The 19,075-nt window shown below is 38.7% G+C and carries 8 protein-coding genes; 1 reads left to right on the forward strand and 7 read right to left on the reverse strand.

Features of this window, described 5'->3' with window-relative positions; translation table 11 throughout:
* Positions 1 to 5 precede the first annotated feature (5 nt).
* From PAUR_RS15680 to PAUR_RS15710, 7 genes are all read right to left on the reverse strand, one after another.
* The gene (locus PAUR_RS15680; protein ID WP_192508700.1) at positions 6 to 3,344 is read right to left on the reverse strand and encodes a non-ribosomal peptide synthetase; all 3,339 of its coding nucleotides are present in this window, start codon (positions 3,342 to 3,344) and stop codon (positions 6 to 8) included.
* Positions 3,345 to 3,422: 78 nt separating this feature from the next.
* Positions 3,423 to 6,482 (reverse strand): type I polyketide synthase, encoded by a 3,060-nt coding sequence (locus PAUR_RS15685; RefSeq protein WP_192508701.1) that lies wholly within the window; start codon positions 6,480 to 6,482, stop codon positions 3,423 to 3,425.
* Positions 6,473 to 10,723, reverse strand: a complete 4,251-nt coding sequence (locus PAUR_RS15690) for a non-ribosomal peptide synthetase (protein ID WP_192508702.1) — start codon at positions 10,721 to 10,723, stop codon at positions 6,473 to 6,475. The genes PAUR_RS15685 and PAUR_RS15690 overlap by 10 nt, the downstream gene beginning before the upstream one ends.
* Positions 10,720 to 12,831: an AMP-binding protein gene (locus PAUR_RS15695; RefSeq protein ID WP_192508703.1), complete on the reverse strand. Its 2,112-nt coding sequence runs from the start codon at positions 12,829 to 12,831 to the stop codon at positions 10,720 to 10,722. The genes PAUR_RS15690 and PAUR_RS15695 overlap by 4 nt, the downstream gene beginning before the upstream one ends.
* A 36-nt stretch (positions 12,832 to 12,867) precedes the next feature.
* Positions 12,868 to 15,225, reverse strand: coding sequence for an efflux RND transporter permease subunit (locus PAUR_RS15700; RefSeq protein WP_192508704.1), 2,358 nt, complete (start codon positions 15,223 to 15,225; stop codon positions 12,868 to 12,870).
* A gap of 11 nt (positions 15,226 to 15,236) precedes the next feature.
* Positions 15,237 to 16,661 carry an APC family permease gene (locus tag PAUR_RS15705; protein ID WP_192508705.1) on the reverse strand — a complete coding sequence of 475 codons (1,425 nt, stop codon included), beginning with the start codon at positions 16,659 to 16,661 and terminating at the stop codon, positions 15,237 to 15,239.
* A gap of 29 nt (positions 16,662 to 16,690) precedes the next feature.
* Positions 16,691 to 17,329, reverse strand: a complete 639-nt coding sequence (locus PAUR_RS15710) for a class I SAM-dependent methyltransferase (protein WP_192508706.1) — start codon at positions 17,327 to 17,329, stop codon at positions 16,691 to 16,693.
* 948 nt (positions 17,330 to 18,277) lie between these two features.
* On the opposite strand from PAUR_RS15710, the gene PAUR_RS15715 reads away from it, so the two are divergent.
* On the forward strand, positions 18,278 to 18,997 hold the full coding sequence (locus PAUR_RS15715; protein ID WP_192508707.1) for a LytR/AlgR family response regulator transcription factor: 720 nt from the start codon (positions 18,278 to 18,280) through the stop codon (positions 18,995 to 18,997).
* The last annotated feature ends 78 nt before the right edge of the window (positions 18,998 to 19,075 follow it).

Below are 19,075 nucleotides of genomic sequence, written 5' to 3' on the forward strand. Positions count from 1 at the left end.
CCTCCTTAAAAGTCTTCCAGAAGTTCAATTTCGTCATCTGACATTGCTTCTAACTGTGCAATAAGTGATTGCTCAATCAGTGCTGCAATTTGTGCGACGGTCGTTGCTTCAAACAGTTCTGAAAGCGGCAAATCTACGCTGAATACTTCATTTAATTTATATAAAAGGTTGCTCGCCACCAATGAATTCCCACCGAGCCTGAAGAAATCATCATGTACACCGATTTTTTCAACTTTGAGGAGGTGCTGCCAAATTTCTACCACTCGAATTTCAACATCTGTCGAAGCCGCAACGTACACAGTGTCAGTTTCTAAGCTATCAAATTTGGGTAAGTTCTTTTTATCTACCTTGCCGTTTGCAGTTAAAGGTAGGCTATCGAGCAACTGGACGTTCTCTGGGATCATGTAATCTGGTAGCTTAGCGCGCAATTGATCTTTAATTGATTCGATAAACTCAATCGTATTTTCAACCACATCATGTGCGACTAAATAGGCAACCAATTGACGATTCTGATTAGACTCGCCCGCTGTCACGACAATGCTATGCTTAAGTGATCCTATTTGTGATAACACACTTTCAATTTCTCCTAACTCAACACGGAAACCGCGAATTTTAACCTGTGTATCATTACGACCCATGAACTCAATCCAGCCTTCTGGCCTTAAACGCCCCATATCACCTGTTCGGTACAAACGCTCACCTGTTTTTGGGTGTATTATAAATGCAGCATCTGTGCGCTCTTTATCATTCCAATAACCCTTAGCGACCCCGATCCCACCAATATAAAGGTTGCCCGTAACCCAAAGAGGGCATACTTCCAAGTCATCATTAAGAACATAAAACATTTGATTTTTCAGAGGCTTACCATAAGGTATACTGCTCCAACTCGAATGTACCTGCTTAATTGGATGATAAATAGACCAAATTGATGCCTCGGTTGCGCCGCCGAGACTGATAACGTCCATATCAAAATTAACAAGTTGCAACTTATCTGGCAGGGTCAATGGGATCCAGTCACCGCTTAACAAAGATAGGCGTAATGAATCAGGGATCGTTTCCGCTTGCTCTTCTGCATAATCTACAAACATCTCTAATAATGCGGGCACTGAGTTCCACACAGTGATCTGATGTTGCTCTGCCAAACTCAACCAATGCTTAGGATCTGGTAACTGACTTTGCGGCATAACCAACGTCGCACCGACTGCTAAACAACCAAATATATCATACACAGACAGGTCGAAACTCAGTGCTGATATCGCAAAAATAACATCATCATGGGTAACATTAAATCTGTCGTTCATATCAACAATGGTATTCAATGCACCAAGGTGATCTATCGTCACCCCTTTTGGCTTACCCGTTGATCCCGAGGTATATATCACATATGCCACATCTTCTTGCGTCTGCCTTTGCGGTGCTGCAACCGTTGATTGTTGCGTAACGGCATCACAGTCAAAACTAATACATTGCACCTGCTCCGGCCAGGTAATTTCTGCCATAAGTGCTCGAGTCGTCACAACATGTTTCACTTGACCACTGGCTAAAATCTCATGTAAACGATCTGTGGGTTGATCCTGCTCTACTGGTAAATACGCCGCACCTGACTTTAAGATCCCAATAGCAGCGGCGACTTGTTCCCAACCTTTTGGTGCAACAATCGCAACTAACTCATTTACTTCAACCTGATCATATAGATAATTCCCTAGCTGCGAAGATATGTCATCAAGCTGTCCGTACGTTAGGTCGCCTCTACTTGAAAATACTGCGACTTTATCTGCATACACTTTTGCAGTTTTACTTATCGCACTATGAAGTAACCCCGTAGGTTGTACTTCCTTCGTTTCGTTATATTTTTCCCATAATGCACTTTGATAATCAGGGAGTAAATAATCAGCACTGCTTCTTTGCCACGCGGAATCATCATAAATTAAGCGCTGTATGAGACTCTCATATGTCGCAACAAAGTCTTCCATCAAGCCATCTGGAAATAGTCCAGCCACCACATCAATATGCAGTGCTAATTCGCTGTCTTCTTCCCATAAATGGTGCTCCATCCAAACTTGAGGTGTTTGAGATACTTCGTAAACCCATTTTCCCGGAGCCAATGTTGGCATATCAGTCTCGCCTTCGTGGTGTGCCAAGGTGCTGGTAAAGACCACTGGCATTATCGCTTCACCAACCGAGCTTTCCGTCATTTGAGTCAACTCACGCATGAGCCGAACACCTGTAATACTGCGATGCTCAAGGTGTTGCCACATCAAAGATTGAACTTCGACAGCGCGACTTTGTAACGAACGCTCGCCTTTATTGTCTACTTTCACTAATTGAAATGAATTAAACTCACCGACCATCAACTGATTCACGTCAGGGTGTAAAGGTAAGCGATTAAAAACTGTCATGTTTAAGGTATGTTGTGATACTGAGTTCCACAAAGAGATAACCTCAGAAAACGCGCTGGCAAAAAAACCAGATGGTGTTAACTTCTTCTGCTGTATTACCGCTTTTAAGTCAGTCCATTGTTGTTCATCAAGTACGATTGAGTAGTGCTCTGCGGTGACTTCTGTTATCTCTTCTGGAGTCGCAATCATAGGGAGTGGCGGTGGCAGATCCACAAGTTGCTCTTGCCAATAGGCGAGATCTCGTTCAAATAATGGTGAAGACTCTAATTCCTCTAACGCTAAGACATAGTCACGATATGATAGGTTTTTTGGACTTGGTCGATAATTGTCAGGATCATCATATATACGCGCCCACTCATCTATAATTACCCTAAAGCTCCACGCATCGCCAACCAATAAGTCAAAATTAAAGTGTAATCTTAAGTTATCATCCCATAGGGTTGCGCACACTTCAAAAATGGGCCACACATCAGAGGGTAAAATCTCATGAGACATTCGCTCTCTAACTGCATCTAACGATACTTGTAATTCTTGCTCTGATTTACCTCGCATGTCGTATCGCTTAAAGCGGTAATAATCAACACTTTCTAACACTTGCTGTTGTAAGTTAGGTAACACTAACATGCGCATTTGCTCATGCTCATCAATAATTTGATTGAATGCTTTTTCTAATAGGTCGAGATCTTTTCCAGCACAGTCAAATTCAGCATAGCCATGTCCTGCAACAGTAATACTGAAAATCCCGCTTCGACCAAACCACTGTGCTTGCTGAATATCAGTCAATGGAAATGGCTTATATCTGTCTTGTGGTTGAGGGTCTATTTGCGGCATTTCCAATTCATTTGTAGCAAGCTGCTGTTGGTTTTTCTTCTCATTTAACAATGCTTCAAATTTTGCTCTTTGTTCTGGTGATAGATTATCAATCCGTGTATCTAAATCATTCATTACGTATATTTCCAATTTTTGTAATTTTTAAGTCAATTCGGCCAGCAACTACATGTGCAATGCTGGCCATTAAGGTTACTAATTAGCTAACTCTTGCTCTAATTCTTTAAGAATTTCTAACTTAAGTTGTTCTTCATTTTTTGCATGCCACTGACTCACAAGTGCCGCCACGAGCTTAATATTTCCACCCGCTAGAAAATCAGACAGAGTGACTTTGCATTTGTGAGATTTGTTAATTTCACCAATGACTTCCGTTGCAAGTAATGAAGTCCCGCCCAATTCAATAAAATTATCAAATGAGCCAATAGGGTTAATACCGAAGAACTTTTGCCAAATATCCGTTATTGATTCTTCAATTGCTGTAGCCGGTGCTGTGTATGGCGTCATTAAATTCGGTCGATTCCCCAGCGTATTTGCATCGCTTTCTTGCTCATCAACTCCACTAATAAACGTCATATTTTCAAAATCAGCCCCTTCCTTTGAATCAGCTTTAGGTTCGATCCAGTACGTCTTTCTATCAAAAGCATAAGTGGGCAATGGTAATGGCATTAGCTGCTGTGTGGTCGTTCCCATTGCTTGCCAATCTAGCGGGTAACCAAATAGCCACACTTTACTTAATGCATCACGTAATATGTCATAGTCTGATTCTTTTTGACGCACACTGCGTGCAACCGACACAATAGCGAGGTTTTTCTCTGCATGGTTCTCTCTCAGTAACTCTCCTACAACTTGATTTGGACCTAAATCAACAAATACAGCATTGCCAAACTTCTCAACGAGTGTTGCACTGGCTTTTGCATATTCCACTGTATTACGCATATGCTCGGCCCAATACTTTGCCGCTGTAACCTCAGAGGCAGACACCCAATCACCACTAATTGAAGAAACCCAATCTAACTGCGGCGTGTGTAATTTACAGCTATCGACAACTTGATAAAATTCATCATATATTTCATCGACTAAATAACTGTGCAAACCGGCGTCAATGTGTAACCACTTCACTTCGCAGTTCAATTGTGTTTCAAGCAAGTCTTTCACACTATTTAACTGCCCTTTTTCACCGGAAAGTACCGTATTTCTCTTGCTGTTTTTAGCGCCAACAGAAATATGATTACCGCGAATTAAAGGCGCTACTTCGTCATAACTGTGGGGCACAACAAGCATACCGCCGACTTTAAGCTTCATCATTAATTCAGCACGCTTGGCGACTAATAAAGTGACAGTGTCAAAATCCATGACACCCGCTAAGTGCGCAATGATATATTCCCCATGACTGTGCCCTAACAGCCCCTTTGGATGAATTCCCCAAGACTTAAATAATTGTGCAAACCCATATTGGAAAGTGAACGTAATTGGAAACATCAAATTTGGTTTTTGTAAATCAACCATCAATGCATCAACTTGCTCATCAGGTGCATCTAAATACTGTCGAATTGGATGATTCAATAACGCATCAAATCTATCTAAACAGACATCGATTGCTTGGCGAAACACCTGATTACTTCGATATAAATCCCGCCCCATATTGACGTATTGTGCACCCGCACCAGGGAACAAGAAGACGATATCTTCTCTTGAGGCACTCGACATCGTCATCTGTTTCTGCGGCTGATTAGTCATAACATCGAGTGCTTGTGCAACATCTTTGGCGATAATCGCTCTGCGAAATGTAAAATCCTGTCGACGCTCTTGTAATGTTGCAACCACATGCTGCAAACTCACTTCGGGATTACACGCTAACCAATGCGCCAAATTTTCTGTCATGTTCTCTAATGATTTACTACTTTTTGCTGAGAGGGTGATGATTTCTCGATGTATATCCGCACTCTCAGCAGGACATACTTTATCGCAATTAGCTTCTTCTAGAATAATATGGGTATTTGTCCCCCCCATACCAAAAGAACTCACCCCTGCTCTTCTTGGCCCCTCTGAATGCCACGCTTCCAATTTTGTATTAAAAGAAAAACGGGTTGGGTCAATATCAATATATGGATTTATTGAAGTAAAATTCGCAACTGGAGGGATTTTTTTATGTTGTAACATGAGCACTGACTTGATTAACCCCACAATACCCGCAGCGGTTTCTAAATGCCCGATGTTGGCCTTCAAAGCACCAATACGACATGGCAACTTACCTTGACCATATACTTCTTCAATTGCTTGAAACTCAATGGGGTCACCTAAATTAGTACCCGTACCATGGGCTTCAATATAGCTAATCGTTTTCGGATCGACTTCAGCGACAGCCAATGCTCTTTTTATCGCAGCAACTTGTCCCTCTGAACTTGGTGCGGTAAAGCCAACCTTTCTGTTACCATCATTATTGAATGAAGAACCTCGTACTACAGCTAAAATATCGTCGTTATCGACAACGGCTTGCTCGTAAGATTTAAGTAAAACAACCCCCATACCACTACCGAAAATAGTGCCTGTTCCCTCTTTATCAAATGCCAAACATTTCCCATCTTTTGAAAAGGGCATCCCCTCTTGATAGAAGTAACCTGCTTCTTGCGGCACCTTAATTGACACGCCACCAGCCAATGCCATGTCACATTCACCTAGCAAGATATTTTGGCATGCCATATGCACTGCGACTAAAGAGGTAGAACATGCGGTCTGTAATGTTACCGCTGGACCATGCAGATTAAGTTTATAAGCAACCCGAGTTGCCAGGTAATCCTTATCATTCCCTAATAAACTTTGAAAACCGCTATTAGAAGATACATATTCTGGCTCACATGCCAAATTTCGCATCCAGTACGAATTCATACTTGCGCCAGCAAACACCCCAACAGAACGATTACTTCGCTCGGTTGCGTACCCTGCAATTTCTAATGCCTCCCAACATCCTTCAAGAAAAACCCGCTGCTGTGGATCGAGCACACATGCTTCCCTTGCTGGAATATCAAAAAAAGCGGCATCAAACTTATCGGTATCAGGAATGCCTGTTCCCACTTTAATGTAATTCTCTTGCGACAGAAATTTCTCATGAATACCCTGCGCTTTAATATCCTCATCAGATAAAGCCTTAAATGCCGTATTCCCTTCACATAAATTTGACCAAAACTCCGATAACTCAGATGAGCCCGGTACCCGAGCCGATAGTCCTATAATTGCAATTGCATTTTCTAATTCCATGATGAATCCTTGCTACGTGCTTTTTTTAATTTGTTACGTCGAATTGAAAGGCGCTTCACTTCTGTGGCGTCTATATCAGTGTTGTTTGAGGCTGCTTTGGCACTGACATGCTCAATCAAACCCGATATTGTAGGGTGTTGAAACATAGCGATTAATTTAAAGTCTAAATCCACACGACTCTTAAAAGCATGGAATACTTTTACCAACAACGCTGAGTTTGCCCCCATATCAAAAAACCGCTCAGTCGTACTGATATGTTCAATATTTAATATTTGCTTAAATACTGCTGCTAATTCAGACTCTAAATGATTTTTAGGCAAACTTATTTCATCACGGCTTGCTGCCTTGATTTCTAACTCAAGTAAAGATTGCCTATTGATTTTTCCATTCGGTGTAAGAGGAAGCTTAGGCATAATGCCAATCTCTTCAGGTACCATGTATTTGGGTAATTGTGTCGCTAGGTGAGCCTTAATTTTGTCAATTAATTCATCACTGCTTCTTACTTGTGACGGCTCATCCTGTGTGGGGGGGATTAATCCCAATAATAAAGAAGAAAGAAGCACTTGGTCATGCGTTAAATTAAGTGTTGCCTCTAATTTATCTTGATGCTTAAACCCACCAATTTGGCAAATCCCAATGTTTTGCTTTGCGCCTTCACTTCGCAACAGTTGCGCCATCATGCCCACTTCAATGTAAGCCATTGACGTTGCAAAATCACCGTATAGAGGCACTATTGTGGGTTCATATAATACAAAATACATGCTAATAGCCGCATTCTCATATGTCGTGTTATTGTGGCTAAAGTGTATTTTATCAGGTACTTGAGTGTCATTTATAAACTCAAGCGCATGCTCAATAGGATAATAGCGATACAAACCCGCTTCTAAGTTCTCAACCCTATTCGCTTTCACATGCATATACACTTGAACTGGGAACAATCCCCCAGCTGAGCCATAACCACACTTCAATTCTCCCTCTTTAAAACGCGCACGTAGTAAAGCAAGCATACTGCTTAGCTCTTGCTCTGTGATCGGACGAGGTAAAAAGTCTCGATAACTACACAAGCTTTCAACAGCATTATGTGTTTGGTCTAACAATGGCTTTAATAAGGTATCTTGACGGGGGTTTAGTGCGCTATATTCTAACTTTTTACTCAATCGTTCACTGACATCTGAAATGGCCATTTTGGACTGTGCGAAGTCAGCTTCCTCATTATCAAAATGATTAGAGTTACTGTCTTCAACAACATCACCATGTGTAACGACATCGCTCGCGACCCATAAACGTAATTTAGGTCCATGTTCAGTTTTCGTCACCAGCGCAACGGCTCTATCAACCTCAGGTAACGTAGATACAACCGCCTCAATTTCTGGCAGTTCAATCCGTAACCCCCTAATTTTAACTTGATGATCATTTCGCCCAACAAACTCAATCTGACCACTTGGCAAATAGCGGCCTAAATCTCCACTTTTAAAATAGCGAGTGTCGTCATGACCTAATGTGACATATTTCTCATCGGTTATTTCTGGTTGGTTGATATACCCTGGCGTAACGCCTGCGCCTGAAATGTACATTTCACCCGCAACCCAAGTGGGGCAAGCATTACCATAACAGTCCAAAATTTTATATTGACTATTTGCCAGTGGCTTACCATATGGAATTGACTCCTGAAACGTTTCTTGTTTATCTACAACATTGTAAATATCCCAAATAGTTGTCTCTGTAGGACCACCTGAAGCGACAAAGGTCGCGTCTGGCCAATATTTAGCGACTCTTTGTGGATGATTAACGGGGATCCAATCGCCGGCCAATATGAAAAAGCGGAGTGATTTACTGACAGAACTCATTGCTTGAGCGTCTAAATAATCTAAAAAAATAGCCAAATAAGCAGGAACAGAATTCCACAAAGAGATAGGGTGCGCATTACACAACGCCAACCAGTGTTCTGGGTCTAGCCGCAATTCCTGAGCTGGTATAATAAGCTGACCACCCGCACTTAGCATACCAAAAATATCATAAACCGATAAATCATGATGCAGTGCAGTTAATGCAATAATTTTATCTTGTTGAGAGACATTAAAGCGCAAATTGATGTCCAACATCCGGTTAACTACTTGGCGGTGCTGAACCATCACTCCCTTGGGTTTGCCTGTTGAACCAGAGGTATAAATGATATGAGATAGAGATTCTGGTGATGGTTTGCGCTGACGCAATAACGCCAAATCATGCTGGTCGACTGCGATGTCTGTATATGTATCAACAACAATCGTTAACCCACCATTTATTAAATCTGTAGCGCGTTGCCGTAAATGTGACTGACATAAAATCACATCACAGTCACTATTTTTTAATTGATACTTTATACGACTATCTGGTTGCTCTGCATCGATTGGTAAATACGCACAGCCATTGTGGTGAATACTGAGTACGGCAACAATTTGTTCCCACCCCTTCTCCATCAATATTGCAACCACTGCGTTAGGTTGAACATCAGCGGCTGTTAATTTAATGGCATAAAATTGCCCCGCATCATTTAACTGCCGATAGGTTAAATCACCATTTTGAGCGCTAACCGCGCAATTATCAGGAGTATTCGTCACACTTGTCTGAACTAAATCAAGTAAGGTCTTCGCGCCACCAAAGTCTATTGCTGTATCATTCACGCTTTGCAACATATCGATTTGCTGTTCGGGTAAAATGTTTAGTGCCGTTTGCTGCCATACTCCGGTCTGTGTAATAAGTTGCATGACCATTTTTTCATAAACTTCAAACATATCCTCCACCATTGTGGCAGGGAAAAGTTCGTCAATAATATCCCAGCTAAAACGCATTTCGCCTGTTTCTAATTGCGTTATCTGATGATCAAAAGACACCTGTGGCGTTTGTGTGAGTGTGAACCGTTCGGTACCAAAAGATGAAAGCCAATTAGAAGGGAGCCCTTGTCCACCAAGGTCCAACATACTTGTAAAAACAATGGGCATTTGTACATTGCCTTGATTACCAGTATGTTTACCAAGTTCACTCAATACTGTAACGCCACTAACGTGGCGATACTTCATCGACTCCCACAACTTGTTCTGCATTCTCAATGCTTTATCGGCAAGTGTTTCCGTTGCAGTGTGGCACACCGGCAATAACAGCATTGAAGTAAAGTCACCAATCAATTTATTGACATCAGCATGCATAGGTAAACGGTTGAACACCGTGACATTTAATGTAAAGTCTTGTGCGCTATTCCACTGCTTCAACACTTCTGAAAAAGCCATCATTACAAAAACGGTCGGTGTTATTTTCAATTCAACAGCGCGCTGTTTTAACAAACTGCCGAGTTTATTGGATATATCAAACTGATGACGAACGAATTTAGTTGAGGCCGGTTTACTCTTCAGTTGTGGAAGCTCTGGTGCTGGTGGTAACCCTTTAACTTCATTGCGCCAGTACGTCAGACCTTCATTGTAAAGTGCGCTGCCATGAATGCTAAATTCCGCTAGCGCATAGTCTCGATATGAAATGGAAATTGGTGATGGATCATAGCTTGCATCGTTATAAAACCTAAAAAGGTCGTCAAACAAAATCATCAAACTGCCACCATCGACATGCAATAAATCTACGCTTGCAAACAGGATATCAACGCGTTCATTTAACCTAACAATACTAAACCCAAAACTAGGGCACTGATCCGGTTTACGTTGAGAGTGCGAAATGGTCGCCCGATACGCTTCCAACCAAGTGTTTTGTTGTTGCTCACTCAAATCTGATAAATCGGTAAAGTTGACTTGATATGGTGGCAGTGAACGTAAAATTTGTTGATTTCCGTCAGTATCAACGACCGCCCTCAACATGTCATGACGCATCACCGTTTTATCGATGGCAGACTCAAATGCGGCAATATCAAACGACGCACAGCTCACTTCTGAATAATAATGTATAGAGACGTCCGCCAGTTCAACTTCCATTTGGTGACCAACCCAATAAGCCCTTTGAATATCCGTGAGCGGAAAAGGCTCATATCTTGCGGCATCATCAGCGATAATTGAGGGTAACTTTCTTTTACCACTTAAAAACTCAATGAACTGTGACCTATTGTTTTTTAAATCTGCTATTTGCCTTTCATTGAGGGTGTTTTCTTTGGCATACACTTTTATTTTATTGTCTACCAATTGTACTGCCACACCCTGGGCCGTTAATTCTGTGTAAATTTTTTCTGCATTTTCATATAAATGGGGATGAAACTCGTTCATAGTTCCACCTCCACAACTTGGCATTCGTCATTCACATCGATGCCTAACAATGCCCGAAACCTAACCTCAACGGTCGTAATTAAAAATGACAGCGTTGGCGCCTCACTAAAATCACTTAAATCAATACTGATACCGTAACTTTCTTCTATTTTTTCAAGAAGCTGAGAAACCCTAAGTGAATCTAATCCTAATTCAAATAAATTCTGAGATAAGTCTGGCTGTGTTGAGATATTCGATAATTGAGCTACCCACTTTTGCAGGGTATCACCAACAATATGGTGCTTAAACTCCACAGGAAGATCATGCATACCAACGTCGGAACGGTGAAGAATCATAGCCTTATCACCCACATAACGTTCTAACGAGGCATCCAAATAACGATGCCTATAACATAGTTCGTCATTAATAAATTCATATTTCAGCTTAACATGCTGTATTTTTCCGCTGGTTGTTCGATACAAGTTTTGATTACTGACAAATATGACCCCAGAAACATCCACCCCTAAATCATTCAGTACCTTTTTCTTAATACTCGTAATGACCTCTTCGAAGCTTTCTTCAGACCCTTTATTTGCAATAGCGACGACGAGTCGTTCACCATCTGGTGTATCAATACTAAACGCTGAAATTGGTCTAGATCGCAAAGATTCATGAGAAAATTCAACACTGGAACATACATCTGAGGGGTAAATATTGCGACCTCGAATGATAATCACATCTTTTATTCGTCCACATACATATAAATGATCATCATACACAAACCCAAGATCGCCCGTTCTTAAATATGTCTTACCATCAGTGTTCAACACATTGTCGAACGTTTCTGCAGACAATTCAGGTTTATTCCAATATCCAGATCCATTGCTCTTACTCGCGATCCATACTTCACCCACAAGCCCATTTGCCATTTCATACAACACTGATGGGTCTACAATTTTAATATCAGGGGAGAACTCTGTGTCTAAACGCCCACAACTGGCCAACACTCTCATATCTGTGTTTTGTTCTATTGCTTGACCCTTTTCTAGTGCATCCAATGAAAAGCACTTTTTGTGTTTTAAAATGTTAACACCAGAAACATATACCGTAGACTCGGCCAAGCCATAAACAGAGTGCATCGCTGTCTGACGCAATCCATTATTTGAAAATTGTTTATAAAACCGCTCTACCGTATTTTGACGAATAGGTTCTGAGCCATTCACCAAGATTTCAAGAGACGATAAATTAATATCCTCTGATAGGTCTTTGATTCTGTCGCAACACATTCTAAATGCGAAATCAGGCGCGCCACTCACCGTGCCTTTATAACGACTAATCGCTTCTAGCCATAGTTTTGGACTGCGAACAAAATCATCAGGGGCCATAAAATATAATGGTGTTCCATTATAAATTGAGCATAATGAAATTAATATTAATCCCATATCATGATAAAGAGGGAGCCAAGACACAAAAACACTCTTTTCATCCAAACCCATGCTTGATCTTTGCAATTCCACATTATTAATAAGGTTATAATGTGAAACCATCACCCCTTTTGGCGACCCTGTTGATCCTGATGTATATTGTAAAAAAGCCAAGTCATCCAACTTTATTTCAGGAACTGTTTGATAATTTAAATAATCAATATCTACATCTGAAACATTCACTAACTCAACATTTCCAGACTGCACAACGTCATCACCCGCCAATGCATTTTTTGTTTTATCATTAACTAATATTAACTTTGATCCACAGTCATTTATAATCGCCGACAATCGTTCATTTCTTCTTGGGTCTTGCGGTGGAAAAGCTGTAACCGCAACCATATTGGCATATAAACAACCAAGAAATGATGTTAAATAGTCTACCCCTTGGTCAAACATTAGAATAACGCGACTTTTTGGCTCAACAGATTCTAATAACCTATTTGCAATACTTACAGACCTTTCTCTCAGCTCTTCAAATGTTAAGCTGTCTAGCTCCTTGCCCTTTTTTAAAAACTGCACAGCCAAACTATTTGGTTTTTTTTCAGCCCAATGATCAACGATCTCACAAAAGGAGTTTAAACATTGGTCTGCTGGTGTTAAAAATAAAAAATTATTATTTTTATATTCTACTATTTCACTCATATCCAATCCTTGATTAAAAACTAAACAAATTATTTTTTAACTTTTAATATTTTCTGCTTCATTCATATTAAAAACTGCAACCTCCTTCTTTCTATGTATTAAGAATAATAATGCCGGTAACAATGTGACGTTTGCTATTAATGCTGTACTTAGTATTGCAGCAGCCATACGGCCAAAGTTTGCATTTGGGACAAAATCAGCGCTCATAAAAGAACCAAATGCGATCGTTAAAATAAGCGTTGTGATTGCTATTGCTGGTGTAACTTTTAACAAGCTGTCGCGTATAACAAAGCCTATTTCTTTTCCTGCATTCAATAATCTCTGCGCGTGACTCACAAAATGAATCGTGTCATCAACCGCCACACCTAGACACACACTCAGCACAATGACAGCGCCAATATCTATTGCGTTACCACTAAGATATAAAATGGCCATGCCAAAACAGAGTGGGAATAAGTTCGCAACGAGTGTTATCCATCCCAAATTGATAGATTTAAAAGTAATAACAAGAAGAATACTGATTATTAAAATAGTAATAAGAAGCGTTACAAAAAATGATGTGGCTACGTATCCATTCATACGTTGAAACAGCAGCATTTTTCCGGTCGCATGTACATTTAAGCCCTGAGATTGACCATATTTAACTATTTCATCTGCGAACCGTGTCGCTAATGCTGAGTCGTAATTTGTCCACCTTACACTGATCCTAACTAAGTCATTATTAATACTGATGCGATTCGAGAGATCCAAACCTTGTGGTAAGTTCATTGAATATAAAAAGATTAATTCTGCGGCCGCCTCTCTAGTATTTGGTAATGTATAATATTCCTGATCATCTCCATGTAATGAGCGATTAGACTGCTTAATAATATCAATAATCGAATAAGTTCTAACAACACCTGGTGTACTATCAATCCATTGTTGAAAAGATTCCACTTGCTTTAAAAAATCAGGTGATTTGATACCGTCAGAGAAACCGCTATTAACAACAATTTCCATACCTTGCGAACCTTTCAGGTTGTCTTCAGCGAAATCATTTGAATCTCTTAACCAAAACCCTTCTGCAAAGTACTTAAATGGGTTTGCGTTAATTTCATTCTTACCCGCTATATAAATACTACCTATCGACAGGCCTAAAAAAGCAAATGCGATTAAATAAGCATTAGAAAACACCTTCTCTGTATACTTGAAAACAAATGAGTTCTTGTTTTCTTCATTACTTTCTTCGTACTCAGTATGAATTAGGATTAGTTTCTCATTTGATTTTCTATTAGGGACTTTGCATAAAATGGCACCTAAAAAAAAGTAACACATAAACCATCCAATAATGGTGCCTATGCCAACCAATAAACCTAATTCAGAAACCGCCCCTATTTGAGAGCTCATGAAACTAAAGAATGCCACTGAAGTCGTTATAGTTGTTAATAGTGTGGGCAAAACATTTTCATTTAATGCAATTCTTATTGCCAACTTTCCATCATAGTTCTTCCGTCGATAAAAAAAGTAGCTGGTTAATATATGAACTGCATCGGCAACACAGATAGCGATAATAAATTGTGGGATCAAGGCCGTAATATTACTGATTTTAATTCCAGTCCAACCCGCTAACCCCATTGTTGCAACAACACTTAAAACAATCACTGGAATGACAGGGAAAACACCAACAGGGTGTTTGAAACGAAAAGCCAGTACAAGAATAATAACGGCTAGAACAATAGGTAAACGTGACTTGATATCAGCTTGGGAACTTTCTTTCATACCTTGCATAATAGCCGGCCGGCCAGTGATATGAATTTCATGGTCACCAATTTGATACTGTTTAACGAGTGCTCTGACTGCATTAACAACTGGGGCTGCGTCCACTGCAGAGGTGATAGTAGGCCTCATATATCCTACAATCATGGTTGTCGTACCATCTGAGTCGACCAATAGCTCGGGAATTATTTCATCGGAGAGTGCAACTGATCTACGCTTTTCGAGCAACTTTGTTGTATATGGCCCGTCATCTGGAATTAATGCTTCAACAACAATGTCATCTCCAGAGGCATGCACCCAACGATAATTACTCAGAGAGTCAACGCGAATCACATCCGGAACCTGCCACATTTCCTCTGTTAGTTTAACGATTAATTCCGATGTTTCTTTATCAAAAATACCTGATGGACTCTTAACCAATAAAACGATGGAATCATCATTGCTAAATTCCCGTTCAAAACCTTCAATTTCAACGCGCAACGGATTGCCTTCAGAGAAAAATGCTCGATATGAAAAATCAGCTTGGATATATCTAACGCCAGAAATCAGCAAAAAACACATCATTAAAGATGAAAAAATAGATTTAATAGGATTGTTTATTATAAAACCAACAAAACTATAATTTTTTGAAGCACTCATAAAACCACCAGTTATTTATTATAAAAACAAAAAGCAAAGCTTTTAATTTCCCTAAAGTAATAGAATAGAACACCTAACAACACCGTAAATATAGATAAAGCTGATATATACGGCTTTTCAATAAAAACCATAACCATTGCAAAAAAAACAAAAACAATAAATGCAAATGAACAAAAACTATATAGAAAGTAACTCAATTTAGACTCACCACTAAATCTGTTTCCAAAACTAGAGAACACCGCTAAAGCACTAAAAATAAGCAATGGGAAACCACTATATATGAGTATTTCTTCAACAGTTCCACTTAAGCAAATAAGCACAGCCCACGTAGACTGAGCAAACATTGAGTTGATAGGTATACTGTTCTTATTTTCTTTTCCTACAAAATTAGGTACTCGATCATTATATTTAGACATTTTTAAATAAACTCTTGGAGCAACCCAGACCATTGCACTTATAGAGCTCATTATTGAAACACATAAAATCAAGCTAAATATAATTGAGACACCATTTCCCAGTAATGCCCTAAGGGATTTCTCTGCAACAGGTACAATCGGTTCCGCCGATAATACTTCAATAGAAAGCGAGGAAAAGTAAATAAAATTAAGAAAAACGTATAAAAACACAATTATAGCCACACTAAAAACCATAGCTTTCAGCATATTTTCCTTCGGGTTTTCTATTTCCTCGCTTATATAATTAATCGCATTCCAACCTGAATAAGCGTACATAATGAAAACCATACCTATTGCCATGTCAAATATAGATACATCATCATTAACAGAACCATTCACGAAGTTATCTATAAAAAGCCCACCATAAATTGTATACCTTTGACTATTATAATCATCATATATTATGTAAAACCCCATAAAAAAGATCGAAACTATAACTAAAACCTTAATGAGCGTGAGGTAAAATTGAACTCGTCCGCTAATTGACAAACTTACCGTATGCAAAAGAGTAATAATCGATATTAACACCACAGAAACAACGATTGGATTAATAACAACAAAGCCAGAACCAATATCCCCACCATTACTTAAATAGCCAACAACATCTTCACTACCTATATTTAAATAACTAGACAAAGCACCATCTAAAAAATAGCCAAAACTAATAGCAGATGCTGCAATCGCAGCTCCAAACCCAAAAGTAAATGAAGTCCAACCTGATAAAAAGCCGGCTAATGGCCCAAATCTTTTACTTATATATATAAACTCCCCACCTGATTCAGGCCACTTCAAATACAATCTGTAATAAGTTAGAACACCACATAAAACGATTCCCCCAGCCACGATCCACATTAATAATATGGTCACAGGGTCGCCAATATCCCGCGCTAGAAATCCAGAGGTAGTGAATATTCCACTACCAACTGAATTACCAACAATAACGGACACAGCAGTTATCAAGCCTATTTTTTTAGCCGACATAAATACAATCCCTTATAGGACTAAATTGACTACTTAGAAAAAACCTCGAAGTTATTAAATGGTAGGAAGTCATAACCAGTTATATATTGATAACCAGCATCCTTAAGCTCTTTTTTTATTTGTTCAGAATGCACACCATGAGGAATAACGAAGAAAGGGGTTCCTTTCTTTGTATCAAGAACAGCAATTCTTCCATTAATATCTATGTGCTTATTAATATTTGAAAAGTATTCAACTCTTTCTGATATATGATGATATGAATTTGACATAAATATTAGGTCAACATCATTCGTGGGAATGTTAGGATTTTTCTCACTCGCCAAGATTGGATATATATTACTCACACCTTCTTTTTCCACTCTGGACTTAATTTTATTCACTTCACTTTTTGATAAATCTATTGCATATACTTTTCCGTTTTTCCCGACAGCTTCTGCTAGGTAAAAACTAAAGTAACCATCACCAGCTCCTAGATCGACAACAACATCCCCTTTCTTAATATCAAGTTTCTTTATCACCTCATCCGTATGATTCCAACCTTTTCGATTAAATACATTAGAGTAATCTATTTTGCTAATTGCTGAAGAACACCCGACTAGAAATAGGAAAACGAATGAAAACAGTAAAACAAAAATTATTTTCGAAACTAATGAAACTCTCATATTCATAACAAACTCCCACTTAACGATTAATGATCCCATTTACAAAAGCAACGCTAGAACACGACTTATAAAAAGGTACAATTTCGAACTGGAAGCAATATGAATAAAATTAATATTTATGTATATTTTTTTGTGATGAAACCACTTCAATTGTGATTTATTGATAAAACCAACTCCCCCCAACACAAAAATTGATGTAGCAAATACAGCAACACTTGCAACAATATCAAGTAGGGATGTAATCGACTCACCAAGAAGACCATTCAAACTATTGAAATAAAAGGTTAAAATTAAAGTTAAATCAAAAAAGAAAAATAACCATTGATTTTTATGAAATAAACAGAAACAAATATAAATACAATCTGTGCCATATACGCCACTCACCATCTAGCCAATTACTTTTTATTTATGTGGCAAGAAACCCTTAATAACTGCTTCAAAGAATAGATATAGAACAAGCAGATTTATAACCCAAAGAACCAAATTAAATAATGTATACAAATTTAAAGTGTAATGTCATTAATTCTATAAATAATCACTATTAACATCTAAAAAACAGAAAAACCAGCTAACCTTATTGCAAGTATCAAAACAGCTTTAACTTTGCTAAATAAAACCTCATATAATAATTAGTGGGAAATAATTTCAAAAAAATCAACAATATCAACAAAAACAGTTACTTGTTATTAAAAGTAATAATTAACATACAAAACACCAACCTCACTTACCTTTTATTGACACCAAACCGTGGTAGATATATTATTTTTGCACATTGTAGTTCCAATGAAAGTGCTCCTGGATATGGATATTATGAATCAAATACCGTTATTGACTTACATCAAAAAAAACCCAGTTTTATTTAAATTTCTTAATGATAGATTCTTGTACTACCTATTTTGTTTCCTGTTCAGCTCATTTTTCCTTTATGTAGTACATAGCAATGATTTCTCCTACATGAAGAAAGTAGAATATGCCATTCACTCAGCTTTGCTCATGCTCAAAGTTGTACTGAGCTGTATGGTTATAGAGCTCTATTTTAGATTTAAAATGACATCTTCATCATTTATTAAACATTACAAAATTTGGCAAATCAGCGTTTTTTTTGCCATTTCTTTTGCATGCGTTGACCTTATTTGCCAATTCATCTTTGAACTAAGCCCTTTATTATTCGAAATTGAGAGAAAGCATGCCCTTCAAGGCAGATATGTCGCTAATTTTGCGAACAGCGCACTGCTCGCATTTTTTGTTTCGCTACTCTCTATAAATTCTGTAAAGTTATTTAATAAAAGAACTCAAACCGAAAAATCATCGGTAAAGAATCCATCTAAAACTTACATACGAATTAAAAATAATGGCATAGATGAAAAAGTTGAACTGTCGTGTATTGAATACATTAAAGTAGAAGAGAACTACTGTTACTTATGGACTTATATTGCAGGAGAAAAAGTAAGGTACACCATACGAAAAACACTCGCTAAAGTCATAGATGAATTAGCGAGCGAGCATTTTATTCAAATACATCGCTCCTATGTCGTTAATACGCAATTTATCTCTAAAGTTGAAAAATCATCAGGAAAATTGAAAGTGTATGTAAGCAGTAATGAGCGACTCCCCGTCAGCCCTAGGCACATGTATAAGCTAAATGATTGCTACCCACAATCTACGGATGAGTAAATATATCCACCGATTTACTCAAAGTTCATATTGTATAATGCGATATTAGGTTCTATCGATGCATTTATACCTATCATG

This window comes from Pseudoalteromonas aurantia 208 (assembly GCF_014858725.1).
GTDB lineage: Bacteria > Pseudomonadota > Gammaproteobacteria > Enterobacterales > Alteromonadaceae > Pseudoalteromonas > Pseudoalteromonas aurantia.

Coding starts and splice junctions, on each gene's coding strand:
- PAUR_RS15700 (WP_192508704.1), bottom strand. CDS start 15,225: ATGAGTGCTTCAAAAAATTATAGTTTTGTTGGTTTTATAATAAACAAT.
- PAUR_RS15695 (WP_192508703.1), bottom strand. CDS start 12,831: ATGAGTGAAATAGTAGAATATAAAAATAATAATTTTTTATTTTTAACA.
- PAUR_RS15715 (WP_192508707.1), top strand. CDS start 18,278: ATGAAGAAAGTAGAATATGCCATTCACTCAGCTTTGCTCATGCTCAAA.
- PAUR_RS15685 (WP_192508701.1), bottom strand. CDS start 6,482: ATGGAATTAGAAAATGCAATTGCAATTATAGGACTATCGGCTCGGGTA.
- PAUR_RS15680 (WP_192508700.1), bottom strand. CDS start 3,344: ATGAATGATTTAGATACACGGATTGATAATCTATCACCAGAACAAAGA.
- PAUR_RS15690 (WP_192508702.1), bottom strand. CDS start 10,723: ATGAACGAGTTTCATCCCCATTTATATGAAAATGCAGAAAAAATTTAC.
- PAUR_RS15705 (WP_192508705.1), bottom strand. CDS start 16,661: ATGTCGGCTAAAAAAATAGGCTTGATAACTGCTGTGTCCGTTATTGTT.
- PAUR_RS15710 (WP_192508706.1), bottom strand. CDS start 17,329: ATGAATATGAGAGTTTCATTAGTTTCGAAAATAATTTTTGTTTTACTG.